The sequence below is a fragment of the Thiobacillus denitrificans ATCC 25259 genome (genome assembly GCF_000012745.1).
Classification (GTDB): domain Bacteria; phylum Pseudomonadota; class Gammaproteobacteria; order Burkholderiales; family Thiobacillaceae; genus Thiobacillus; species Thiobacillus denitrificans_B.
In genome coordinates, this window is record NC_007404.1 from 1,642,575 (window position 1) to 1,665,616 (window position 23,042).

At 66.0% G+C, this 23,042-nt stretch carries 21 protein-coding genes and 1 tRNA gene; 9 read left to right on the forward strand and 13 right to left on the reverse strand.

Annotated elements, in window-relative coordinates:
* Positions 1-117: 117 nt before the first annotated feature.
* The 5 genes from TBD_RS07795 to TBD_RS07815 are packed head-to-tail and all read right to left on the reverse strand — an operon-like array spanning position 118 to position 3,217.
* Positions 118-345 carry a transcriptional antiterminator, Rof gene (locus TBD_RS07795; RefSeq protein WP_011312071.1) on the reverse strand — a complete coding sequence of 76 codons (228 nt, stop codon included), beginning with the start codon at positions 343-345 and terminating at the stop codon, positions 118-120.
* Entirely contained in the window at positions 342-1,283 is a 942-nt protein-coding gene (locus tag TBD_RS07800; protein WP_011312072.1) for a S49 family peptidase, read from the reverse strand. Before TBD_RS07800 ends, TBD_RS07795 begins: the two co-directional genes overlap by 4 nt.
* Entirely contained in the window at positions 1,280-1,630 is a 351-nt protein-coding gene (locus tag TBD_RS07805) for a Rieske (2Fe-2S) protein (protein WP_011312073.1), read from the reverse strand. Before TBD_RS07805 ends, TBD_RS07800 begins: the two co-directional genes overlap by 4 nt.
* Positions 1,609-2,265: an HAD-IA family hydrolase gene (locus TBD_RS07810; RefSeq protein ID WP_011312074.1), complete on the reverse strand. Its 657-nt coding sequence runs from the start codon at positions 2,263-2,265 to the stop codon at positions 1,609-1,611. Before TBD_RS07810 ends, TBD_RS07805 begins: the two co-directional genes overlap by 22 nt.
* A complete protein-coding gene (locus TBD_RS07815) occupies positions 2,249-3,217 on the reverse strand; it encodes an RluA family pseudouridine synthase (protein WP_011312075.1) in 969 nt (322 codons plus the stop codon). Before TBD_RS07815 ends, TBD_RS07810 begins: the two co-directional genes overlap by 17 nt.
* 414 nt (positions 3,218-3,631) lie before the next feature.
* Between TBD_RS07815 and TBD_RS07820 the strand changes: the two genes are divergently transcribed.
* Positions 3,632-6,253, forward strand: coding sequence for an Rne/Rng family ribonuclease (locus TBD_RS07820; RefSeq protein ID WP_011312076.1), 2,622 nt, complete (start codon positions 3,632-3,634; stop codon positions 6,251-6,253).
* 56 nt (positions 6,254-6,309) lie between these two features.
* On the opposite strand, the gene TBD_RS07825 is transcribed toward TBD_RS07820, so the two are convergent.
* The 3 genes from TBD_RS07825 to uvrB all read right to left on the reverse strand — a co-directional run bounded on the left by TBD_RS07825 (position 6,310) and on the right by uvrB (position 10,115).
* A complete protein-coding gene (locus TBD_RS07825; RefSeq protein ID WP_011312077.1) occupies positions 6,310-6,807 on the reverse strand; it encodes a low molecular weight protein-tyrosine-phosphatase in 498 nt (165 codons plus the stop codon).
* A gap of 55 nt (positions 6,808-6,862) precedes the next feature.
* On the reverse strand, positions 6,863-7,288 hold the full coding sequence (locus tag TBD_RS07830; protein WP_011312078.1) for a hypothetical protein: 426 nt from the start codon (positions 7,286-7,288) through the stop codon (positions 6,863-6,865).
* Positions 7,289-8,087: 799 nt separating this feature from the next.
* A complete protein-coding gene (gene uvrB / locus TBD_RS07835) occupies positions 8,088-10,115 on the reverse strand; it encodes an excinuclease ABC subunit UvrB (RefSeq protein WP_011312080.1) in 2,028 nt (675 codons plus the stop codon).
* A 279-nt stretch (positions 10,116-10,394) separates the two neighbouring features.
* On the opposite strand from uvrB, the gene TBD_RS07840 reads away from it, so the two are divergent.
* The 4 genes from TBD_RS07840 (at position 10,395) to TBD_RS07855 (ending at position 14,430) form a co-directional block, all read left to right on the forward strand.
* Positions 10,395-11,591, forward strand: coding sequence for a pyridoxal phosphate-dependent aminotransferase (locus tag TBD_RS07840; protein WP_011312081.1), 1,197 nt, complete (start codon positions 10,395-10,397; stop codon positions 11,589-11,591).
* Positions 11,592-11,630: 39 nt separating this feature from the next.
* Positions 11,631-12,905 carry a YhjD/YihY/BrkB family envelope integrity protein gene (locus tag TBD_RS07845; RefSeq protein WP_011312082.1) on the forward strand — a complete coding sequence of 425 codons (1,275 nt, stop codon included), beginning with the start codon at positions 11,631-11,633 and terminating at the stop codon, positions 12,903-12,905.
* 154 nt (positions 12,906-13,059) lie between these two features.
* A tRNA-Asn gene (locus tag TBD_RS07850) sits at positions 13,060-13,135 on the forward strand.
* A 149-nt stretch (positions 13,136-13,284) separates the two neighbouring features.
* Positions 13,285-14,430, forward strand: coding sequence for a tyrosine-type recombinase/integrase (locus TBD_RS07855; protein WP_011312083.1), 1,146 nt, complete (start codon positions 13,285-13,287; stop codon positions 14,428-14,430).
* Positions 14,431-15,019: 589 nt separating this feature from the next.
* Here TBD_RS07855 and TBD_RS07865 read toward each other — a convergent pair.
* From TBD_RS07865 to TBD_RS07880, 4 genes are all read right to left on the reverse strand, one after another.
* A complete protein-coding gene (locus TBD_RS07865; RefSeq protein ID WP_011312085.1) occupies positions 15,020-15,211 on the reverse strand; it encodes a helix-turn-helix transcriptional regulator in 192 nt (63 codons plus the stop codon).
* Between the two features lie 721 nt (positions 15,212-15,932).
* Positions 15,933-16,376, reverse strand: a complete 444-nt coding sequence (locus tag TBD_RS07870) for a hypothetical protein (RefSeq protein ID WP_011312086.1) — start codon at positions 16,374-16,376, stop codon at positions 15,933-15,935.
* A gap of 222 nt (positions 16,377-16,598) precedes the next feature.
* Positions 16,599-17,123 (reverse strand): hypothetical protein, encoded by a 525-nt coding sequence (locus TBD_RS07875; RefSeq protein ID WP_011312087.1) that lies wholly within the window; start codon positions 17,121-17,123, stop codon positions 16,599-16,601.
* A gap of 193 nt (positions 17,124-17,316) precedes the next feature.
* Positions 17,317-17,739: an HIT family protein gene (locus TBD_RS07880; RefSeq protein ID WP_337998334.1), complete on the reverse strand. Its 423-nt coding sequence runs from the start codon at positions 17,737-17,739 to the stop codon at positions 17,317-17,319.
* Between the two features lie 303 nt (positions 17,740-18,042).
* On the opposite strand from TBD_RS07880, the gene TBD_RS07885 reads away from it, so the two are divergent.
* From TBD_RS07885 to TBD_RS07900, 4 genes are all read left to right on the forward strand, one after another.
* Positions 18,043-19,155 (forward strand): NADH:flavin oxidoreductase/NADH oxidase, encoded by a 1,113-nt coding sequence (locus TBD_RS07885; RefSeq protein WP_011312089.1) that lies wholly within the window; start codon positions 18,043-18,045, stop codon positions 19,153-19,155.
* Positions 19,156-19,299: 144 nt separating this feature from the next.
* Positions 19,300-20,889 carry an MFS transporter gene (locus TBD_RS07890; protein WP_011312090.1) on the forward strand — a complete coding sequence of 530 codons (1,590 nt, stop codon included), beginning with the start codon at positions 19,300-19,302 and terminating at the stop codon, positions 20,887-20,889.
* A gap of 4 nt (positions 20,890-20,893) precedes the next feature.
* Positions 20,894-21,148, forward strand: a complete 255-nt coding sequence (locus tag TBD_RS07895) for a DUF504 domain-containing protein (RefSeq protein WP_011312091.1) — start codon at positions 20,894-20,896, stop codon at positions 21,146-21,148.
* A gap of 47 nt (positions 21,149-21,195) precedes the next feature.
* Positions 21,196-21,840, forward strand: a complete 645-nt coding sequence (locus tag TBD_RS07900; protein ID WP_011312092.1) for a phosphoribosyltransferase — start codon at positions 21,196-21,198, stop codon at positions 21,838-21,840.
* Between the two features lie 3 nt (positions 21,841-21,843).
* Here the strand turns inward: TBD_RS07900 and TBD_RS07905 are convergent, their stop codons facing one another.
* Positions 21,844-23,034 (reverse strand): efflux RND transporter periplasmic adaptor subunit, encoded by a 1,191-nt coding sequence (locus TBD_RS07905; RefSeq protein ID WP_011312093.1) that lies wholly within the window; start codon positions 23,032-23,034, stop codon positions 21,844-21,846.
* Between the last annotated feature and the right edge of the window lie 8 nt (positions 23,035-23,042).

Genomic DNA, 23,042 nt, shown 5'->3' on the forward strand with positions numbered 1-23,042 from the left:
TATAGCCGACGCGAGCCGCAGTGTCGAAGTCCTGTGAACACGGCGAGAAGCAGCGACCGCTACCGATCAACCCGCTGAAATGTGACCGGCGCGCCGGCCGAACCAAGGGCCCGTCTTCTAGGCGTCTTCCGCCAGGACCAGTCGGTCGAGCCGCAGCGTGAGCGCCTCGCCGCCGTCGGTCTCGGCGCGCAGCCATTCGGCGCCCTCGCGCGTATAGACGTCGAGAGGCCGCAGGCGCTGTTTTTGCCCATCGATCTTGACCTCGAGCCATTGCCCGGTGAGCGCGGCGAACTCGAGACGCTCGTGTTGCGCGCAGGGAATGGGCGCGTAAGGCGTCTCGCTCACCGCAACTGCACGCCCGCGCGATCCGTCAACCCCATCGCTTTGGCCATCGTCGCGCCGAGGCGGCCCGCGAGGCGCTCGGCGAGGCTCTCCTCCTTCGTGAAGTCGACGATGTCCTCGGCCTTGATGACGTCGCGTGCGACCGTATCGAGGCTGCCGATTTCGTCAGCGAGCCCCAGCTGGATGCTGCGCTCGCCGCTCCAGACCAGACCGGTGAACATGTCGGGCGTCTCCTTCAGGCGCTTGCCGCGGCCCTCGCGTACGGTGGCGATGAACTGGCCGTGGATCTCCTCCAGCATCTGCTTGGCGTAGGCCTGCTGCTCGGGGTTGACGGGCGAGAACGGATCGAGGAAGCCCTTGTTTTCACCAGCGGTCAGCAGGCGGCGCTCGACGCCGAGTTTCTGCATCGTCTCGGTGAAGCCGAAGCCATCCATCAACACGCCGATCGAGCCGACGATGCTCGCCTTGTCGACGAAGATCTTGTCGGCGCCGACTGCGACGTAGTAGCCGCCGGACGCGCAGATGTCGTCGACCACCGCATAAAGCGGCACCTGCGGGTGGAGCTTGCGCAGGCGCCGGATCTCGTCGTAGATCTGGCCGGCCTGCACGGGGCTGCCGCCTGGGCTGTTGATCCGCAGCACCACGCCCTTGGTCTTCTTGTCCTCGAAGGCGCTCTGCAGGCTCGTGATCACGGCGTCGGCGCTCGCCTGGTCGGACGCGATCACGCCCTGCAGGTCGACCAACGCCGTGTGTGCCTTGGGGATGCCGACGCCGTCGTCGCCGAACCAGCCGGCCACGAGGAACAGCACGATGAACAGATACAGAAAGCCGAGCGACTTGAAGAGGATGCTCCAGTGGCGGCTGCGGCGTTGCTCCTGCACCGCGGCCAGTGCGAGCTTTTGCAGGACGTCGCGTTCCCAGTTGGGTTGAGGTTCGCTCATTCTTCTTCCATCAGGTAAACATTGCCGTCGCGTTCAACGACGGATAGGGGGATCAGGCCTCGGCCGGCGCAGCGCCCGCCGACACAGCGGCCGTCGCGCGGATGGTAAAGCGCGCCGTGCGTGGCGCAGACCAAGTATAGCCGCGAGTCGTCGAAGAACTGCCCCTCCTGCCAGTCGAGCTCGACCGGTATGTGGCCGCACTGATTGAGAAACGCGTGGGGCTGCCCCTCGAAGCGGACGACGAAGGCGGGCCGGCGAAGGTCACCGCGCTGCACGTCGAAACGGACGCCCTGCCCCGCCTCGGCCAGGTCTTCGGCGCGGCAGATCAGGCGTTCGCGTCGAGCCATGCGTACACCTCGTCGAAACTGTCGAGCAACGCCGCCGGCGCATGCGGGTGGAGGCTCGCGGCCTCGTGCGCGCCGTAGGTCACGCCGAGGCTCGCGACGCCGGCGTTCGCGGCCATCAGGAGGTCGTGGCTCGTGTCGCCGATGACGAGCGTGCGCGCCGGGTCGGCGCCGAGTTCGTCAATCAGTTCGAGGACCATCGCCGGATGCGGCTTCGAGTGCGTCTGGTCGGCGCAGCGCGTCGCGCAGAACCACGGCCGCAGCCCGCTCGTGTCGAGTGCGCGCGAAAGGCCGACGTGGCTCTTGCCGGTCGCAACCGCGAGCTGGAAGCCACTCGAGTGCAGCGCGCGAATGCCGTCGACCACGCCCGGGAACAGCGGGATCGCGGCGTCGCGGCCGAGGTAATGCTTGCGGTAGCGCTCAACCAGACGCGGGTAGTCGTCGGCGGGCAGATCGGGAACGAGCGCCTGCAGCGCCTGAACGAGACCAAGGCCGATGATCTGGCGCGAGGCGTGCTCGGTCGGCGTCGGCAGGCCGATATCGACGCAGGCACGCTGGATCGAATCGACGATCACGCCGGCCGAGTCCATCAAGGTGCCGTCCCAGTCGAAAATCAGCAGGTCAAATTGCTTGGGCATGGTCGAGCGTGTCCAGAAAGGTCGCAAGGTCGGCGGGTAAAGGCGCCTCGATCGTCATGCGCTCGCCCGAGATCGGGTGGGCGAACGCGAGCTTGGCGGCGTGCAGGAACATGCGCTTGAGTCCGCGCTTCGCCAACCGCTTGTTGAGTTCGAAATCGCCGTATTTGTCGTCTCCGGCGATCGGAAAACCGAGGTGCGAGGTATGCACGCGAATCTGATGGGTGCGGCCGGTTTTCAATTCCGCTTCGAGCAGTGTGAACTCGGCGTAGCCCCGCAGGCGGCGGAAGATCGTGTGCGCGGTCTGGCCGGTGTCGCGCACGGTCACGCGCTTCTCGCCTTCCTCGGTGACGCGTTTGTGCAGCGGCAGCTTCACGTGCTGAAGCGGATTGGGCCAGCGCCCGGCGACCAGCGTGAGGTAGCGTTTTTCGATCTTGCCGTCGCGCATGGCCGCGTGCAGCCCAACGAGCGCGCGACGCTTGAGCGCGACGAGCAGCACGCCCGAGGTTTCGCGGTCGAGCCGATGGACGAGCTCCATGTAGCGGCATTCCGGCAGCTCGAGACGTAGCTGCTCGATGACGCCGCGCGAAATGCCGCTGCCGCCGTGGACGGCCATGCCCGCAGGCTTGTTCAACGCGATCAGGGCGTCGTCGCGATAGAGGATCAGCGGCAACAGGCGCAGCCCGCCCTGCGGCAGGTGCGTCGCCGGCGTGATCACCGGCGCGGCCATCCGCACCGGCGGAATCCGCACCTCGTCGCCGACCTTGAGGCGGTAGCCGACGTCGACGCGCCCGCCGTTGATCCGCACCTCGCCGCCGCGCACGAGCTTGTAGATGCGGCTTTTGGGAACGCCTTTGAGGCGCGCCATCAGATAATTGTCGAGTCGCTGGTCGTCGGCGCCCTCGTCAATCTTCAGACGCCGGACCGAATCTTTCTCTAAGTCATTCTTTTTCATATACACTATGGCCGGCTCAGGCCCAGCTTTGCCTGACCGATTGCCGGCTCGATCGCCGGACCGCTTTAAAGAACACGCCGGTTACAACGCTCACCGGCCGCCGCCCGTCGGCCCGTCTGGATTCCCGCCGCCCAGTCCATATGGCTGGCCGATCGGTCGAAACCACCGCCCCGCACAGTCGGCAAAAGCAGCGATGTTATCAACGACGCGACCATAAGCATACGAAATCAGCATTCACGCTCGGCTTCGGCCAGCGGGAATCGGAAAGCCACCCCGGCTTTACGGGGACACTCTCCAGGAACAGGACGTCTCAACTCCATGCCATTTCACTCGACCCCATCGTGATCGCATGAGCCGCCGACCCAAGGCGGCAGTCTGGCCTGTCCCGTATGCACGCGCGCGGGAGTCATATAAATGAAGCGCATGCTTTTCAACGCAACCCAGGCGGAAGAACTCCGGGTTGCCATCGTCGACGGGCAAAAGCTCGTCGACCTTGACATCGAGTCCGCCAGCAAGGAACAACGCAAGGGCAACATCTACAAGGGTGTCGTCACCCGCGTCGAGCCCAGCCTCGAGGCCGCGTTCGTCGACTATGGCTGCGAGCGCCACGGCTTCCTGCCGTTCAAGGAAATCGCCCGCTCGTGTCTGCCCAATGGCGGCCGCGTCCCCGAGAACCTCAAGGAAGGCCAGGAACTGCTGGTCCAGGTCGAGAAGGACGAGCGCGGCAACAAGGGCGCAGCACTGACCACCTACGTCTCGCTCGCCGGCCGCTACGTCGTGCTGATGCCGACCAACCCGCGCGGCGGAGGCGTCTCGCGCCGCATCGAAGGCGAAGAGCGCAACGAACTGCGCGACACGCTGGCGCAGCTCGACATCCCCGAAGGCATGAGCCTGATCGCGCGCACCGCCGGCATCGGTCGGACTGCCGAAGAATTCCAGTGGGACCTGAACTATCTCCTGAGCCTGTGGAAGGCGATCGACGGCGCCTCGACGTCGATGTCGGGCGCCTTCCTGATCTACCAGGAAGGCAGCCTCGTGATCCGCGCGATCCGCGACTACTTCTCGGCCGACATCGGCGAAATCCTGATCGACACCGAAGACATCTACGAGCAGGCGCAGCAGTTCATGGCGCACGTGATGCCGGCCAACGTCAACAAGGTCAAGCTCTACCGCGACGACGTGCCGCTGTTCTCGCGCTTCCAGATCGAGCACCAGATCGAGTCGGCGTTCTCGCGCCAGGTCAACCTGCCGTCGGGCGGCGCGATCGTCATCGACCATACCGAGGCGTTGGTGTCGATCGACGTCAACTCGGCGCGCGCGACCAAGGGCAGCGACGTCGAGCAGACCGCTTACAACACCAACCTCGAAGCGGCCGACGAAGTGGCCCGCCAGATGCGTCTGCGCGATCTCGGTGGCCTGATCGTGATCGATTTCATCGACATGGAGAACCCCAAGCATCAACGCGAGGTCGAGAACCGCCTGCGCGATGCGCTCCATCACGACCGCGCGCGCGTGCAGACCGGCAAGATCTCGCGCTTCGGCCTGCTCGAAATGTCGCGCCAGCGGCTGCAGCCCTCGCTCGGCGAGACCAGCTACAACCCCTGCCCGCGCTGCCACGGCACCGGCCACATCCGCGGCACCGAGTCGTCGGCTTTGCACATCCTGCGCATCCTGCAGGAAGAGGCGATGAAGGAGAACACCGGCGCCGTGCACGTCCAGCTGCCGGTCGACGTCGCGACTTTCCTGCTGAACGAAAAACGGCCCGACATCCACACGGTCGAGTCGCGCCTCAAGGTCAACGTGGTGTTGATCCCCAACATCCACATGGAGACCCCGCACTACACAATCACGCGTCTGCGCCACGACGAACTGAACGTCGCCGGCGCGGCCGAGCCGAGCTACAAGATGGCGCTGGTGCCGGAAACCGAAGCGATCTACCAGACCGCCCAGGCCGCCGCACCTTTACGCCAGGAAGCCGCGGTCAAGTCGATTCCGCCGCCGCAACCGACCGTCGCGCCGCGCCCCGTCGTGCCGGCGAGCGAGCCCGCGCCCGCGGGCCTCTTCGACCGCATCTTCGGCTGGTTCAAGAAACGCGGCGACGAGACGCACGCGCCAGAAGCGGCGCCCGCGGCAGAAGCGGTGCCCGCGATCGTGCGCAGTGAACGTCCGAGCGAGCGCCGCGAGCGTGAACGCAAGCCGGGGCAGCGCCGCGGTCGCGGTGAAGGCCGCGAAGGGCGCGAGGGTCGGAACGGCGAGGGCCGCAATGGCGAAGCACGCCAAGGCGAGTCGCGCCAAACCGAGCCGCGCCAGCCCGAAGTGCGCGAGCCGCGCGCCGAGCAGGCGAAACCGCCGCGCCCGCCGCGTCAACCCAAGCCTCGCCCCGAGGCGGAAGTTGCCCCCCGCGCCGCGACTGCGCCCGTTGCCGAGGAACCCGCCGGCGAGGAAAAGCGCGAGCCGCGCAGCCGTCGTGGCCGCGGTCGTCGCGGTCGTGGCGAAGGCCGCAGCGAAGCAGCGGCGAACGGCAGCGCGACCCCGCGCGCCGTGATCGAAATCGCCGGCTATCGGGCGGTCATCGAACTTGCGCGGCCCGCCCGCCCGGCGCCGGCCGCGGCAGCCCCGGTTGCAGCCGCGGCCGAGCCTGCCGCGGCGCCGGCTCCGTCGCAGCAGGCCCTGCAACTCGATGCGCCTACCCCGGCCACCAAACCGGCCCCGGGTGCGGTGACTGCATCGCCCGCGGAAATTCTCGCCGCGCTCGCAGCCGGCGAAGCCGAACTGCAACAGGTCGAGACCCGCTCGGCGGCCGCCGCTGCGGCGGATGGAAGCGAGCCGAGCCGGCCCCGTCGGCGTCGCCGTCCGTCGGTCAAGGCCGACGCCGAGCCGGTGAGCCTGATGCAGGTCGAGACCAGCGCGCCGATCGAAGTCCCGGTGGACGCTCCTGCGCCGGCCGCGGGGCCTCACCCGACGCGTCGCCGCCCGCGCCCGCAGCCGAGCGCACCGCAGGAACCGCTGGTGCAGGTCGAAACGCAGGCGAAGTAAGTCCGCGCCGCCATGAAAAAGGGCCGCTTCGAGCGGCCCTTTTTTCGTCCAAGCGCTCAGCTTCCCGATCGCATCCTGACCTGGTTTCCGCCCGTGATTTCCCGGATCAGACCCTGCACCGCGTCCTCGATCATGTCGAGGTTTTCCTCGAAGCCCTGCGCGCCGCCGTAATAAGGGTCGACGACGTCGAGGTTGGGCCACTTGCGGCTGAACGACAGCAGGCGGCGGATCTTGCCGTGGTGCTCGGCGGGCGCGCGCTCGATCAGGCGCTCGTAGTTGTCGCGGTCCATCACCAGGATGTAGTCGAAGCGCTCGAAATCGGCGTCCGCCACCTTGCGTCCGCGCAGGTCGCTGATGTCCTCGCCGCGCTGGCGAATCGCCTGCTGTGCGCGTGGGTCGGGCGGCGAACCGACGTGGTAGGCGTGGGTGCCCGCCGAGTCGATCTCGACCCGGCTTTCGAGCCCTGCCTCACGTAGCGCCTTGCGGAACATGCCTTCCGCCATCGGCGAGCGGCAGATATTGCCCATGCAAACAAAAAGAACCCTGACAGCCATGTGTATTTCCGATCAACAAATTTTGAAATCGCGCCGGGACCGGCGCGCAATGAATTCAGTCCAGCGCGCTCTTGAGCTTGTGCCACTGGATCGGCGCAGGCTGCACGTTCTCGACCGCCTCCGCCTGTTTGCGCTTGGCGTATTCCTCCGCGCGCTTAAGGAATTTCTGCAGGTCGGCATTCGCAATGCGCGTCTGTGCCGCCATCTCGTCCTCGGTCAGCGGCGCCTCGATCAACTGCACCTCGATGCGCAGCACCGCGGGATATTTTTCGGTCAACGCCTGCAGGATCGCGTCGAGCTTCTTGCCCGGCAGGCCGTAGCGCAGCTTCTTGGTCAGAAACAGCCGCAGAATCGCGCCGTCGCCCGGATTCGCACGATTGTTGATCACCGCGGCCTCCTTCTGCAGCCAGCCGCGCAGGCGCAGCGGCGTGATCTCGACGCCCGGGTTCAGGATGGCGATGTGGATTTGTCCCGAAGCCATGTGGGACTCCTGTGATGCAAAAGTGGAATTGTGCAGAAGTTTTGCGGGCAGGGCCAACCCGTATGTCGGGTGGGGATGGACGGCTTGCGTGGATGGGCAGGCCCGCACAAAATGCGGACAAAATTAAACAGGGGAGCAAAAATGCTGCGCTTACTTATCATCAGGCTGCGTCGAGAATCATTCTCCGGCTTGAAGCGCGTTAGGCAAAAATGAGCATCAGCCCACTTTGGTCATTGTCGATTTCGTGCCTCGCGTTGGTAATCAGCTTCTCCGGTTTCTATTTCCAGCACCTGAAACGAACGCGGAAAGCTTTCGCATCGGTACTTTGGTGCGAACGAGATGGCGACAAGGTCGTCTTAGAGGCGTCGATAAGCAATCGGGGGAATCGGCCGATTACTGTCTCAAGAATATGGCTACTGTCCCCCTGTAAGGACAACCATAGGGTCCGCTATGAGTGCGAGTGCATCAACCAGGCTTCTCCCCTGAGAGTTCAGCCCATGTCCGGCGAGTTCTTGCAGTTGCCTTTCCCTGCTCCCGATGACTTACGACTTCATGGTCTGTATCCCACGATGGAACACGAATCAGTAACGTATGAGCTGCTGTTCTATGTGACAGACGACCGCGGAATAGAACACTACGCGCAGATGCCCGCGGTTAAGCTGATTCGGAACGGAGGCGGGATAGAGGGTCTGCGAAATTCTGTTCGGCTTGTTCCCGGTACCCGTAATTCGCAGAAGGGTCATAACAAGGCGATGGTAGCGAAATAGATCCGCGCTCCAGCTCGGGATAAACTCCGCCGCTACTCCCGCTCCTCCACCCCGAACAGCAACGCCTTCAGCTCCTTCAACTGATCCCGCAGCACCGCGGCCTTTTCGAACTCGAGGTTCTTCGCCGCGTCCTGCATTTCCTTCTCTATCTTCTTGACTCGCTTGGTCAGGGATTTCTCGTCCATGACCTTGTATTCCGCGGCGGTCTGCGCGGCCTTGAGTTCCTGGCGGCTGGCGTCGGCATCGTAGACGCCGTCGATGATGTCCTTGATGCGCTTGACGACGCCGCGCGGGGTGATGCCGTGTTCGGTATTGAACGCGATCTGCTTGGCGCGCCGGCGCTCGGTCTCGCCGATCGCGCGCTGCATCGAATCGGTGATCCGGTCGGCGTAGAGGATCGCCGTGCCGTTCAGATGGCGCGCGGCGCGGCCGATGGTCTGGATCAGCGAGCGCTCGGAGCGCAGGAAGCCCTCCTTGTCGGCATCCAGAATCGCGACCAGCGACACCTCGGGGATGTCGAGGCCCTCGCGCAGCAGGTTGATGCCGACCAGCACGTCGAACTCGCCGAGCCGCAGGTCGCGGATGATCTCGACGCGCTCAACCGTGTCGATGTCGGAGTGCAGGTAGCGCACCTTGACGCCGTGCTCGGCGAGGTAGTCGGTCAGGTCCTCGGCCATGCGCTTGGTCAGCGTCGTGACGAGGACGCGCTCGCCCACGGCCACGCGTTTCTTGACCTCGCTCATGAGGTCGTCGACCTGGGTCGTGACCGGCCGCACCTCGACGATGGGGTCGATCAACCCGGTCGGGCGCACGAGCTGTTCGACGACCTGCCCCGCGTGTTCGGCTTCGTACTTCGCCGGCGTCGCCGAGACGAACACGGTCTGCGGCATCAGCGCCTCGAATTCCTCGAATTTCAGCGGCCGGTTGTCGAGCGCTGAGGGCAACCGGAAACCGTAGTCGACGAGGTTTTCCTTGCGCGAGCGGTCGCCTTTGTACATGCCGCCGACCTGGGTCACGGTGACGTGCGACTCGTCGATGAACATCAGCGCGTCCTTCGCCAGATAGTCGATCAGGGTCGGCGGCGGCTCGCCGGCCTTGCGGCCCGACAGATGCCGCGAGTAGTTCTCGATGCCCTTGCAGAAGCCGAGTTCGACCATCATCTCGAGGTCGAAACGCGTGCGCTGCTCGAGCCTTTGCGCCTCGACGAGCTTGTTGTTGGCGTAATACCAGTCAAGGCGCTCGCGCAGCTCGACCTTGATCGCCTCGATCGCGCGCAGCGTCGTCTCACGCGGCGTGACGTAGTGGCTCGACGGGAAGACCGTGAAGCGCGAGACCTTCTGCAGGATCTGGCCGGTCAGTGGATCGAAGAGATGCAGCGTCTCGACCACGTCGTCGAAGAGCTCGACGCGGATCGCGGTCTCGGCGTGTTCGGCCGGGAAGATGTCGATCACGTCGCCGCGCACGCGAAAGACGCCGCGCTTGAAGTCGACGTCGTTGCGGTCGTACTGCATCTGCGTCAGGCGCGCGATGACCTCGCGCTGCGTCATTTTGTCGTTCTGCCGCAGGAGCAGGATCATGCTGTGGTAGTCGGACGGGTCGCCGATACCGTAGATCGCCGACACGGTGCAGACGATGACCGTGTCGCGCCGCTCGAGCAGCGATTTGGTCGCCGAGAGCCGCATCTGCTCGATGTGCTCGTTGATGCTCGAGTCCTTTTCGATGAAGAGATCGCGCGCCGGGACGTAGGCCTCGGGCTGGTAGTAGTCGTAGTAGGAGACGAAGTACTCGACCGCGTTCTCCGGAAAGAACTCGCGCATCTCGGCGTAAAGCTGCGCGGCGAGCGTCTTGTTGGGCGCCATGATCAGGGCCGGCCGCCCCGCGCGCGCGATCACGTTCGCCATGGTGTAGGTCTTGCCGGAACCGGTCACCCCGAGCAGGGTCTGGTACGACAGGCCGTCGTCGATCCCCTCGATCAACCGGGCGATCGCCGTCGGCTGGTCGCCGGCCGGGGGAAAGGGCTGAAAAAGACGGAACGGGCTATCGGGAAAGGTGACGAACATCAGGACGAATATTTCATGAGTTGGCGTGCCTCAGGATGGCAGGCGCGCTGCGCCCGGGCGCTTGCGAATCCGGCGAGCGCGCCGGACGGCGCTTTTCGTTCGGCATCGGAACTTTTCCCGGTCGCGCGCGCAGAAAGACTGCGCCGTTCCTGCAAAAATTCCCTATAAAACAAAACTTCCGACGCGATCCTCACTTGAAACATTCGGGTTAAAATCGCGCGGCAAAAAACTCACTGATAGTAGCACCCGTTTCGTCGCGGGCGCCCCCAAGGAACCATTGTGGAACTCTCCCGCCGCGTACAGGCCATCAAGCCCTCCCCGACGCTCGCCGTCACCGCCCGCGCCGCCGCCCTCAAGGCCACCGGTCGCGACATCATCGGCCTCGGCGCCGGCGAGCCCGACTTCGATACGCCGCAACACATCAAGGACGCGGCGATCAAGGCGATCGACGGCGGCTTCACCAAGTACACGGCGGTCGACGGCACGCCGAGCCTGAAGGCGGCGATCATCGCCAAGTTCAAGCGCGACAACGGCCTCGACTACACGCCGAAGCAGATCCTCGTCTCATGCGGCGGCAAGCAGAGCTTCTTCAACCTCGTCCAGGCCGTGATCGACCCCGACGACGAGGTCATCATTCCGGCGCCCTACTGGGTGTCCTACCCCGACATCGTGATCCTCGCCGATGGCAAACCTGTCATCGTCGAGGCCGGCATCGAGCAGGGCTTCAAAATCACACCCGCGCAGCTCGAGGCGGCGATCACGCCGAAAACGCGCCTCTTCGTCATCAACAGCCCGTCGAACCCGACCGGCGCGGTCTACTCGAAGGACGAACTCGCCGCGCTCGGCGACGTGTTGCGCCGCCATCCGCGCGTGCTCATCGCCTCGGACGACATGTATGAGCATATCCGCCTCGACGGCGCGCCCTTCGTCAACATCCTCAACGCCTGCCCCGACCTCTACGACCGCACGCTCGTGCTGAACGGCGTGTCGAAGGCCTACTCAATGACCGGCTGGCGGATCGGCTACGCCGCCGGCCCCGAAGCGATCCTGCGCGCGATGACCAACGTGCAGTCGCAATCGACCTCGAACCCGACCTCGATCTCACAGGTCGCCGCCGAAGCGGCGCTCAACGGCGACCAGGGCTGCATCACGCCGATGCTCGACGCGTTCAAGGCACGTCACCGCTTCGTCGTCGACGCGCTCAACGCGATTCCCGGCTTCAAGTGCGTCGATAGCGGCGGCGCGTTCTACGCCTTCCCCGACGTGCGGCCGGCGATCCAGGCGCTGCTCGCGCGCGACGTGATCGAGCAAGGCACCGACATCGCCTTCTCCGAATACCTGCTTGAGTCGGCCGACGTCGCAGTGGTTCCCGGCTCGGCCTTCGGCGCCGAGGGCTACATCCGCCTGTCGTTCGCGACCTCGCAGGCCAACCTCGACAAGGCGCTCAAGCGGATCGCCCAGGCGATCGCCGGCTGAGCGCTGGCCCGGCGCGCGCGCTGAAGGTAGGCTAGCGCCATGCGCCTGCCCGCCCTGCCCCCCGTCCGCGGCCCGCTCTCGCGGATCGTCCAGCTCGGCTACACGACGGCGCGCCTGTTCACGCAGAACGGGCTGCAAAACCACGCCGCGGCCACCGCCTTCTATTTCCTGCTCTCGGCGACTCCGCTGCTGCTGCTGCTCAGCTATGGGCTGACCCTGCTCGGCCAGATCGCCGAGAATTCGGTTCCCGCGACGATCCTGCTCGCCGCGCTCTACGAGCAGATGCGACTCGACAGCCTGACCGAGCTGGGCTTCATTCCGAGCCAGACCGAACTCACCGCCGGCAGCGTCGGCCTCGTCACGCTGCTGCTGTCGTCCCGCGGCCTCGTCAACACGATGCAGGGCGCGTTCCGCATCATCTTCCCGGCGCGCGAGAAACGCAGCTTCGTCGGCTCGTGGATCCTGCCGCTCGTCGTCCTGCCGCTCCTGTTCGCGCTAATGGGTGTCGCCGCGCTCGCCCAGGTGACGCTGACGTTTCTCGGGCAAAACGACTTCATCGGCACCGGCAACGCGCGCGTGTTGCAGGTGCTCAATTCGCTGTTCGGCTTCGCCATGGTCTGGGCGCTGCTCTTCACCGCCTACTGGCGGCTGCCGCGCCGCCACCCGCCCGCACGCGTCGCCGCGGTGTTCGCGCTCGGCGCCATCGCCAGCCTTGGTCTCCTGCTTGTCCTGTTCGGCGCCTTCTTCGAACTCGAAAACTACCTGAGCCTCTACGGCGCGCTCGGCGGCGTCGTCTTCGTCCTGATCGGCGCCTACTTCGCGTTTCTGCTACTGTATTTCTGGGCCCAGGCCCTGTACGCCTACGGCAAGGCCGACATCATCGCGCTCGAAAAACTGTTCCTGAGCCATAGCGGCGACGGCGATCCGCTCGAGCGCTACGTCTTCGCCGACAGCCATCCGCTGATGGAAAAATACGGCCAGATCCATCCCGCCGGGCACGCCCTGATCGAGGAAGGCGACACCTCGCACACCGCGTATTTCCTGTGCTCGGGGCACGCCGCCGTGTACAAGAAAACCGAAGCAGGCCGCCGCCGCCTCAACGAGCTGCAGCAGGGCCAGCTCTTCGGCGAAATGGCCTACCTGCTCAACGAGCCGCGCACCGCGTCGGTCGTCACCGAAAGCGAAGTCACCGTGCTCGCGCTGCCGCCGCAAATTCTCGAAGAGCTCATGCAGCACTCCGCCCTGCTCTCGCGCCGCATCATCGCGACGCTATGTCTGCGGCTCGAACGGATGAACGCCGAACGGGCGGCGTAGGGCAACGCGCACGGCGTGGCTGCCGCTCCGTGTCCTTGCCGCGGGCTTCACCGTCAGGCGGTGAGTCGTGCTGCAGAGCATCCGTTTTTGCACTCAAGATGATGGATAAGGGTTGACCGAAAAGTCCGCCCTCTCTAGAATGCGCGCTTCCCATTCCCCGATAGCTCAGTCGGTAGAGCGACGGACTGTTAATCCGCAGGTCCCTGGTTCGAGCCCAGGTCGGGGAGCCATATTTCACAAGGCCCACAGCGATGTGGGCCTTGTCGTTTCCGCTCCCTGGGCCAAATCTTGGCCAAATCAGGCCAAGCCGTTTCCTTTTTGGAAGGATTGAAACGGCATTACCTATACGTCGGGTCACTAACTTGAAAGTCGACCCGAAATGCCCAACATCCGCCGCAAAAATGGCCAGTTCCAGGTTCGCCTGACGGTCAAGGGAAAGTCCATCTCCGCCACCTTCCCGACCCGGGAAGCCGCCACGGCCTGGGCCGTCGCCACCCGCCAGGAATTGCTCCTCGGCAAACACGCTGACGTCGAACGCGCGCGCCGCCATACCTTCGGCCAGCTGCTCGACCGCTATTCGGAAAAAATCACGCCGACGAAGCGCGGACAACGCCAGGAGATGCAGCGCATCCGCATGCTGCGCGCGCATCCTATCGCCGCGCGCATCGCCGGCGAGCTGACCTCGATGGACTTCGCGGACCTGCGCGACGAGCTGAGCCCCGGCCGCAAGCCGAACACCGTCAGGCTCTATCTGAGTCTGTGCCAGCATGTGTACCGCATCGCCATCTCCGAGTGGGGATTCTCGACAATGAGCAACCCGCTCGCCGGCTTGCGCAAGCCCGAGGTCGACAATGCGCGCGATCGGCGGGTCAGCGCCGCGGAACTCGACCTCATCGTCGCCGCCATCCAGGATTTGCGCGCCCCCTGGTTCCCGTGGCTGTTCTTCTTCGTCATCCTCTGCCCGCAGCGCCGCGGGGAGATTCTGAGCACGCGATGGTCGGACGTGGATTTTGACTTGCGTCGCTTGCGCATCGGCCTCGGAAAAGACGGCAAGCCGCGCTACGCCCCGCTCGCGCCCGATGCCATCACCCTGCTCGAACATCTGCCCCGCTCCGAGGACGGCCGGCTGTTTCCGCTCTCGGCCAACGCCGTGAACATGTGCTGGAAGGGCATCCTCAAAAAAACCGGCATCAAGGACCTGCACTGGCATGACCTGCGGCACGAGGGTACGTCGCGCTACGCGCTGATTCTCGGAAAAGACATTTTTAAGCTCAAGGTCGTGAGCGGCCACAAGGACATCCGCTCGCTCGACAGATACGTGAACCACAAGGCGGAGGATGTGGCGTTTGAGCTCGCTGGCGGCAAGCCGCCTGCCCCGCCGCGGCTGCCGCTCGACGAAGTGCTGTACGCAGGAACACGCCCACCCGGGGGGAGCCCGAACACCGTCCCCGTCCCTGTGCCTTCCGAGCAGAAGACCGCGAAAGTCATCCCATTCAGGACCTCGGCGCGGGGACGACACGGATGACAGCGGCGCTCACCGCTTACGCGAAAAAGACAGTCGCCGCGGCCCCCGGCATCCACATTCGATTCTGCACAGAACCCTCCTGCCCGTTCGCGACGGGCTTCGGGCTTGCGTGTGATTCTGGTGCATCGAGGGTCTGGCCGGCGATCGGTTGTTTTGGAATTGCATTCGCTATACAGGTTGTTACCCATCACAAGCGGTACCTGCGCATGATGACGCATATTCAGGGATGGTCAGCCGCTTTCGACTATGGTGCCTCGCTCAAGGACCTCACGGCAGCCTTGGAAGGCTGTAACGCCTTCAAGGAGGATGTCCGAGCGTACAAGCTGTTGTTCCCGGCTTAATTGGGAGGCTAGCCTTAGGCCCCTAGTTCTAGGGCCTGCGTATCAACACGCCAAGTGAACGGCTGGTTGCATGGAATGGGCGAGCAATGAGTGTCCACTTAAACTGGACAAATTCGTCGCAGCACCACAGGGGCATATTTTCATCGTGCTTACGGTCTCGGTGGGGCCCGCTCTGATCGCCCCTCAAGAAAGACGACTGGCTCTGCCTCGGCCAGTCATGGGACACCCTTCGCGTCAGCAGCGCTTCGTCAGTCACCGCCGACCTCGCCCAGTTGGCGCAGCCATGCCTCAACAACCTGTCTGTGCCAGTAAACGCGCCGGCCTATCCTGAAATGCTGCGGCAGTTTGTTCTTGGCCAGGTAGTCGTCCAGGGTGCGCCGACTGACGCGCAGGACGGCCATCATGTCTTCGGTGGTGAGGATGTGTTCGACGAGGTCCATACCGGTTCCTTCGTAATTGGATACCCCGTATAGCGATCGCGAGTTCAACGTATCCGACGCGAATCCTGATTTTCGCGGGTGCGGATTTGGCCGCGGTCACAGCAAGCCGTTTTGTGTGCGGAAATTTTGGGCCAAATCTGGGCCAAATTTGTTCTACATGCACTTGCATGTAGTTGCGAGTCGTGTATAATAAGTAACTGTTTTTAAGGGATCTTTGTGAAACCCTAACCCGACGTGCCTGGGACCAAATGAGCTGTTAATCCGCAGGTCCCTGGTTCGAGCCCAGGTCGGGGAGCCAGATACAGAAAGGCCCGCAGCGATGCGGGCCTTTTCATTTTCGGCAGACCACGTTCCGGCCAGTGGTTCATTCGTTAAGCCGCTCAGCCCGAGCCTTAACCTCCCCGCAGGACCATTCCGACCCCCCAAGCGGCATCCACCTACAGGACGCCGATGATCTTTCCGCTCAAAACCGCGGCTTGATTTGGATAAGCTCAAGGAACGGTGCGGGCGCCGCGGCGTCGCGCTGTCGATCGAATCCGTTCCACTGTAGCCACCCTTTCACGAGGAGAACCAATGAACAACATCATCTACATCGTGGGTCTGATCGTAGTTGTTATCGCGATTCTGTCGTTCCTCGGGCTCGGCTGACTGGGCGCGCCGCCAGGCACCGTACTGGCGGCGCGCGCGTCCGCCTCGGGGTGCCTGAAACGACGAACGTCGGCTACTCAGCAATCGTTGGGGTTTCCGCGGGCTTGGTCGGCAGGCCCTGCAGGATGTTGCCGGGAACGGGGCGCGAGAAGAAGGTCCGGCCCACGAGACCGAGCGAGAACGGCTCGCTGCGGTTCCACGGCAGCAGCGACACGCAGCGCGCCATCGTGCAGTAGCCCAAAATGAGCTGCGCCCAGGTGCCGATCGTCGGGACCCAGTAAAGCCACTGCATCGGTTCGGGGAGCGAGACCAGCAGCAGCATCAGGTACCAGAACCTGACCTGGACCGGGAAGGCGGCGACGCTGCCCTCGCGCAGCGTGAAGTGCACGAGTTGGACGATGGTCAGGCCGATCGCGAGCACGAACGCGCTTTCGTAGCCGGCGACACCGGCGGTAAGCAGGCAGGCGGTGACGAGCCAGTACCACCAGCTCAGTTCCTTGTAGTCGATCATGAACATGTTGTCTCTCCTTTGATCTGTCAGGCGCGCACTATAAACCAAGCACGTCCCGCCGGCTGCGCCGCGGCCGGCGAAATTCTGTTTTAGATCAGTACGTTCAAAACCGGTATGCCGAGATGGCGGGTCGCGCCGTCAAGGAGTCATGTGCGTCACCTCGACGCAAAAATGGCGTGCACCGGGTTTCCGGCGCGCCCCCTTTTTTCGGCGCGGGTTAAAGACCGCTTATTTCCGGATGCAGGCCTCGCCGACCAGCGTGAAGGTGTTCAGGTTCTTGTTCGGGCAGGCGCTGACGGTGCCCTCGGCGGTGACGGCCAGCGAACCGCCGCGGAAGATGCCGATCCCCTTCTGGACCTCGCTGATCGTCTCGTCGACGCTGAACGCACACGGCGCACCGGTGTCGTCGACGGCGAGCACGCCGGTGATCTGGACCTGGTCGTTCTGGGTGACGAAGGCATTTCGAAGATCGAACACGGCCGTGTGCGAGTGTGTGCTGGTGCCGGTTTCGGGGTCGCTCGACAGGGTTCGCCCGATCAGGGCACCGCAGTCGTTGAAGGCCTCGCGCCCGCTTGCGGATTCGATCAGCGTCAGGCAAATCTGCCCGACCTGCTTCGTGGGGGTGACGTTGATCGTCGTCACGTTGCCGTTCACGTTCACGTGCCGGAGCCCTGGCCCGCATTGCAGGGCGGCGAACGACTGCAGCGGAAACAGGGTCAGGGTGGCCAGGGTCATCAGACTGCGTTTAAACATTGTGTTGCTCCTCCGTTGTGGTTGCGGGTTTGGTGTTATGACGCCGGAGCGACGCGTCGCGCGTCTATCCGGCGGGTTGGATTGGCGACCTTAGGGGAAACGCCCGGGCGCGGATATACAACTTTAGTCGTAGCCCCGCCCGCGAACCGCGGTCCGGCGAAGGGCCGGCGCCTGGCGCGAATCCACGGCGCCCTCACGCCCAGTACTTCGCCTTGTCGGGGAGCACCCAGCGCACGCCGCCGCGCGGGTCTTCCTTGTCGCCGCGATAGCGCGGGATGACGTGGATGTGGAGGTGGGGCACGCTCTGCCCGCCCGCGGGGCCGTGGTTGATGCCGAAGTTGTAGCCGTCGGGCGCGTGGTGCCGGTCGAGGATGGCCTTCGCGTGCTCCATCATCGTCAACAGCGCCAGACGTTCGGCGTCGCTGGCCTCGAACAGCGTCGCAAAATGCCGGCGCGGGATGATCACGGTGTGGCCGGGCGAGACCGGAAAGCCGTCGCGGTACGCGACCGTCAACGCGTCTTCGGCGACGATGCGGTGCGGCTCGAGCTGGCAGAAGGGACAGGGTTTGGCTGGGGTCGTCACGGTCATGCCTGGGATGTCGATGTCTCGTTGCACCGGCCTCCACGGGGATCGCGTAGGCCGGAGGGCGGCTGCAAGGCCTTGCGCGAGTGTAACCGGTTCACCTCGGCGCGGCACGCCACGACGCGAGGGCGTAGACTCGGATCGCGTGGCATCCGGCATCGCGGCGGTCGCGCGCTTTGCAACGGAAGGGTCAAACGGCGTGAACGAATCCTTCCACCTCTACTCTGGAAGTCATGACCCGGCGACCGACCGCCGCGCAAGCGAGTGCGCGCCGCCGCCGGGTAGCACGACCGTGTAACCCAACCGTTCGAACCCGTATACAAGGAGGCGCCGCCCGTGAGCACACTGTTTTCGCCCTTCCGACTCGGCACGCGCGTGCTGAAGAACCGCATCGTCGTCTCGCCGATGTGCCAATACTCGGCCGAGGACGGCTGCGCGACCGACTGGCACATGATCCATCTGGGCCATCTCGCACTGTCCGGCGCGGGGCTGCTGTTCGTCGAGGCGACGGCGGTCTCGCCCGAAGGCCGCATCGCGGCGTCCGATCTCGGCCTGTGGTCGGACGACAACGAGGCGGCGCTGCGCCGCGTCGTCGACGCGATCCGCCGCTACGCGCCACCGCTGGCACTCGGCATCCAGCTCGCCCACGCGGGTCGCAAGGCGTCGACCGACGTGCCCTGGGCGGGCGGACACTTCATCCTGCCCGAACAGGGCGGCTGGCAGACGCTCGCGCCGTCCGCCCTCGCCTACGCGCCCGGCGACGCTGCCCCCCGCGCGCTCGACACAGCAGGCCTCGAGCGGGTACGCGGAGAATTCGTCACCGCCGCCCAGCGCGCCGAGCGACTCGGTTTCGACGTGATCGAACTGCACGCGGCGCACGGTTACCTGCTGCATGAATTCCTCTCGCCGCTGTCGAACGTGCGCGACGACCGTTACGGCGGCAGCCTCGAAAACCGCATGCGCTTCCCGCTCGAGGTGTTCGACGCCATGCGCGCGGCGCTTCACGCAGACGTCCCGCTCGGCGTGCGGATTTCCGCCACCGACTGGGTCGAAGGCGGCTGGGACATCGCGCAAAGCCTCGCCTTCGCCGAAGCGTTGCGGCGCCGCGGCTGCGCCTTCATCGACGTTTCGAGCGGCGGCCTGTCGCCGGCGCAGCAGATCCCGGTCGCGCCGGGTTACCAGCTGCCTTTCGCGGCGCAGATCCGCGGCGAGACCGGCATGCCGACCATGGCCGTCGGCCTGATCACCGACCCTCACCAGGCCGAGAACATCGTCGCCGGCGGCCACGCCGACCTGGTCGCGCTCGCCCGCGGCATGCTGTACGACCCGCGCTGGCCGTGGCACGCGGCGGCCGAACTCGGCGCGCGCGCCGACGCGCCCAAGCAATACTGGGCGGCGCCGCCGCACGGACACGGAACCCTGTTCAAGCGTGACAAGGACGCCGAATGACTGCGGTCGGCGAAGCGCCGCAGGGACGCGCGCCGACGCCGGGGCACGGGTGGTCGTTCGAAGCGGGGGTGCCGCGGTGCTTCCCGGCTTGCCGCGCGCTGCATCGCGCCAAACACGAGCGCGGCGGCACCTGACCCTGCGCACATGAGCGCCGTCCTCGCCCCCGCCTCGCCGTGGGCTCCGCTGCGCAATCGCGTCTTCCGCATGATGTGGATCGCATCGCTCGCGTCGAACATCGGCACCTGGATGCACGAGGTCGGCGCGGGCTGGCTCATGACCTCGCTCGCGCCCGACCCGCTCATGGTCGCGCTCGTACAGGCGGCGGCGACGGCACCGGTATTCCTGCTCGCGCTGCCGGCCGGCGCGCTCGCCGACATCGTCGACCGCCGCCGCTACCTGATCGTCTCGCAGCTGTGGATGCTCGTGGCGGCGACGCTGCTCGGCGTGTTCACGCTCGCGGGGGCCACCAACGCCGCGCTGCTGTTGCTCTTCACCTTCGCGCTCGGCGTCGGCCGGGCGATGATGATGCCGGCCTGGGGCGCGGTCGTACCCGAGCTCGTGCCGCGATCCGAACTTGCGTCGGCGATCGCGCTGAACTCGATGGGCATGAACGCAGCGCGTTCGATGGGCCCCGCGCTCGCCGGCCTGATCGTCGCGTCGGCCGGACCCGGCGCGGTGTTCATGCTCAATGCGCTGTCGTTCCTCGCCGTCATCGCCGCCTTGAAGACCTGGCAGCGCGCGCCGCAGCCGAGCGAATTGCCGGCCGAGCGTCTGCTCGGCGCCGTGCGCGCGGGCCTGCGCTACGCCCGCCACTCGCCCGAACTGCGCGCCGTGCTCGTGCGCGAAGCGGCCTTCTTCGTGTTCGCGAGCGCCGCCTGGGCCTTGTTGCCGCTCATCGTCAGGCAGGAGCTGCAGGCCGGCCCGCGCACCTACGGGCTCTTTCTCGCCTGCATGGGCGTCGGCGCGGTCACCGGCGCGCTGCTGCTGCCGCGACTCCACGCGCGCGCCTCGCGTGACCGCGTCGTCGCCGGCGCGACTGTGCTGCACGCGCTTGCCCTGCTCGCGCTCGCCCACAGCGGCAGCCTCGTCGCCGCGGGCGCGGCGATGGTGCTGATCGGCATCGCCTGGATCAGCGTCGTCTCCTCGCTCATGACCGCGGCGCAGACCGCCCTGCCACGCTGGGTGCGCGCGCGCGGACTCGCGCTTTTCTGGGTGTTTTTCACGGGCGGGATGGCCGCCGGCAGCACGCTCTGGGGTCAGGTCGCCTCGTCGACGGACATTCCGACCGCGCTCACGGCGGCGGCCATCGGCGCGCTCGCCGGCATCGTGCTCACGCGTCGATACCACATTGGCCGCCACGATGTCGCCGACCTCTCGCCCTCGCAGCACTGGCCGAACCCGACCGGCCACGACGACGTCGGCCGCGACCGCGGGCCGGTCATGGTGACCGTCGAGTACCGGATCGATCCCGCGCGCGCGACCGAATTCACCCGGCTCCTCCAGCGCGTGCGCCGCATTCGCCGGCGCGACGGCGCGTTCATGTGGGAACTCTTCAGCGACGTCGCCGAGCCGGGGCGCATGCTCGAATGTTTCATGGTCGAATCCTGGCTCGAGCACCTGCGCCAGCACGAGCGCGTCACCGTCGCCGACCGCGAATTGCTCGAAGCGGCGCGCGCCTTCCACCTCGGCGACGCGCCGCCGGTCGTCACGCATCTCGTCGCCGAGACGCGCTGACGCCGTGGTGCCGATTCACGAGCTCCTCAACCGCCTGCGCTGGGACCCGGCGTTCGCCCGAGGCGGCTTCGTCCTCGGCTACTACGATCGCGTCGCCGACCGCGTGGTCCACGTGCCCGCAAGCAGGATCACGACCATGCCCGGCGAGCATTTCAGCTTTCAGGTCAGCGACGCCGACGGCCACACCCGCGATATCCCCTTCCATCGCGTGCGCGAGGTCTACAAGGACGGCGCGCTGATCTGGCACCGCAAGCCTTGAAGGCCGCTGCGGCCTAAGATGAAGGTCTCGACAAGGAGGGGAACGCCATGCTGTTCGCCAATCGCCACCAAGCCGCCGAGCGTCTTGCCCACGCGCTCGCCGCCTACAAGGGCAAGAATCCGCTAATCCTCGCGATTCCGCGCGGCGCGGTGCCGATGGGGCAAACACTTGCTCAGGAATTGCGCGGCGAACTCGACGTCGTGCTCGTGCGCAAGCTGCGCGCGCCGTTCAATCCGGAATTCGCACTCGGCTCGATCGACGAGTCGGGCTGGGCATATGTCGCCGACCATGCGGAATCCGCAGGCGGCACGGCCGCGTATCTCGAACAGGAAAAGCAGGCGCAGCTCGCGACGATCCGCGCGCGGCGCGCGCAATACACCCCGCTTCGCGCACCGATCGACCCGGCCGGGCGCATCGTGATCGTCGTCGACGACGGGCTGGCGACCGGCGCGACGATGATTTCCGCACTGCACGCACTACGCGCGAGAAAGCCCGCCCACCTGGTTTGCGCCGTGCCGGTCGCGCCCGCGGACACGGTCGAGAAGATCCGCGCCTACGCCGACGAGGTGGTCTGCCTTTCGACGCCCGAATTCTTCCGGGCCGTAGGGCAGTTCTACGCGGATTTTCCACAGGTCGACGACGAGGAGGTCATCGAAATCCTGCGTGAGGCCGGCGCACACCGGGCCGCCTAGCCCTCAGCGCGGCTTCACCCGCACGCCGTCCTCGATCGTCTCGTCGGGATGCGCGACGATGCGGTCGCCTGCCGCAACGCCCGCCAACACCTCGGTCGCGAGCCCGGCGCGCTGGCCGACTTCGACCGGCGCGACGCGCACGCGGCGGCCGTCGACGACGAAGACCGCCCAGCCCTGCCCCTGTCTGAAAAGCGCGCTCGTCGGCACCTGCAGCACGTTCTCGCCTTCCCACAACACGAAGCGCGCCTCGACGCGGTAGCCGTCGCCGAGCCGGTTCCACGCCTCGCGCGGCGCGCTGAAGTCGACGATGACGCGGACGCGCTGCTCCTCGACGCCGAGTGCCGAAATCTTCGTGAACCCGCTCGGTTCGACGACGCGCACGCGGCCGGCGACCGAACGCTCGCCGCCCCAGCGGTCGAGGATCACTTTCGACCCCGGCGCGAGCTTCACAGCGTGGTTGGAGAGCACCTCGACCTCGACTTCGAGACTGTCGGGGTCGCCGACTTCGAGCAGCGGCGCACCGGCCGCGACCGCGCCCTCGCTTTCATGAACGAGCTTGAGCACGCGTGCGGCGACCGGCGCGCGCACCTCGAGCGCCTCGGCGGTGCCGCCCTGCAAACGGGCGCTGCTCGCGAGCGCCGCACGCGCCGTTTCGAGCTCGAAACGCGCGACCCGCACGTTGTGCTCGGCCGCGCGGGCTGCCGCCCGGGCCTGGGACTCCGCCGTGCGGGTGTTGTCGAGTGCCTGTTCGGAAACGAAATCGGATCGACGCAGCGTTTCGGCGCGCGCGCGTTCCTGCTGCGCGAGCTGCGCCGAGGCCGCTGCCGCGCGCGCGTTTTCCTCGGCGGCGGCGAGCGCCGCGCGGGCCGCGCTCGCCCGCGCCTGGGCTTCGGCACGCGTGCGCGGGTCGAGCGCGACCGAGCGTGCCGGGTCGATCACGGCGAGCACCTGGCCGCGCGCAACCGCGTCGCCGGCGTCGAGGCCGATCCGCCGCAGATAGCCCGCGACCGGCGCCGAAACCAGGTAGCGCTCGCGCACGCGGGTCTTGCCCTCCTCTTCGACCGTGACGGCGAGCGGCCCGCGTGTGACCTCGGCGAGGTCGACCGGCACCGCACGCGGCGCGAAGCCGAGCGCGAGGCCGCCGAGCACGAGGGCTGCCGTCACCGCCATTCCGATTTTTGCGCGCAGTCGCATGGTGTCCG

What these genes read in the sequence shown, in the direction of transcription:
- TBD_RS07800 (WP_011312072.1), bottom strand. Translation starts at nt 1,283, where the DNA reads ATGAGCGAACCTCAACCCAACTGGGAACGCGACGTCCTGCAAAAGCTC.
- TBD_RS07805 (WP_011312073.1), bottom strand. Translation starts at nt 1,630, where the DNA reads ATGGCTCGACGCGAACGCCTGATCTGCCGCGCCGAAGACCTGGCCGAG.
- TBD_RS07810 (WP_011312074.1), bottom strand. Translation starts at nt 2,265, where the DNA reads ATGCCCAAGCAATTTGACCTGCTGATTTTCGACTGGGACGGCACCTTG.
- TBD_RS07815 (WP_011312075.1), bottom strand. Translation starts at nt 3,217, where the DNA reads ATGAAAAAGAATGACTTAGAGAAAGATTCGGTCCGGCGTCTGAAGATT.
- TBD_RS07820 (WP_011312076.1), top strand. Translation starts at nt 3,632, where the DNA reads ATGAAGCGCATGCTTTTCAACGCAACCCAGGCGGAAGAACTCCGGGTT.
- TBD_RS07825 (WP_011312077.1), bottom strand. Translation starts at nt 6,807, where the DNA reads ATGGCTGTCAGGGTTCTTTTTGTTTGCATGGGCAATATCTGCCGCTCG.
- TBD_RS07830 (WP_011312078.1), bottom strand. Translation starts at nt 7,288, where the DNA reads ATGGCTTCGGGACAAATCCACATCGCCATCCTGAACCCGGGCGTCGAG.
- uvrB (WP_011312080.1), bottom strand. Translation starts at nt 10,115, where the DNA reads ATGTTCGTCACCTTTCCCGATAGCCCGTTCCGTCTTTTTCAGCCCTTT.
- TBD_RS07845 (WP_011312082.1), top strand. Translation starts at nt 11,631, where the DNA reads ATGCGCCTGCCCGCCCTGCCCCCCGTCCGCGGCCCGCTCTCGCGGATC.
- TBD_RS07855 (WP_011312083.1), top strand. Translation starts at nt 13,285, where the DNA reads ATGCCCAACATCCGCCGCAAAAATGGCCAGTTCCAGGTTCGCCTGACG.
- TBD_RS07865 (WP_011312085.1), bottom strand. Translation starts at nt 15,211, where the DNA reads ATGGACCTCGTCGAACACATCCTCACCACCGAAGACATGATGGCCGTC.
- TBD_RS07870 (WP_011312086.1), bottom strand. Translation starts at nt 16,376, where the DNA reads ATGTTCATGATCGACTACAAGGAACTGAGCTGGTGGTACTGGCTCGTC.
- TBD_RS07875 (WP_011312087.1), bottom strand. Translation starts at nt 17,123, where the DNA reads ATGTTTAAACGCAGTCTGATGACCCTGGCCACCCTGACCCTGTTTCCG.
- TBD_RS07890 (WP_011312090.1), top strand. Translation starts at nt 19,300, where the DNA reads ATGAGCGCCGTCCTCGCCCCCGCCTCGCCGTGGGCTCCGCTGCGCAAT.
- TBD_RS07900 (WP_011312092.1), top strand. Translation starts at nt 21,196, where the DNA reads ATGCTGTTCGCCAATCGCCACCAAGCCGCCGAGCGTCTTGCCCACGCG.
- TBD_RS07905 (WP_011312093.1), bottom strand. Translation starts at nt 23,034, where the DNA reads ATGCGACTGCGCGCAAAAATCGGAATGGCGGTGACGGCAGCCCTCGTG.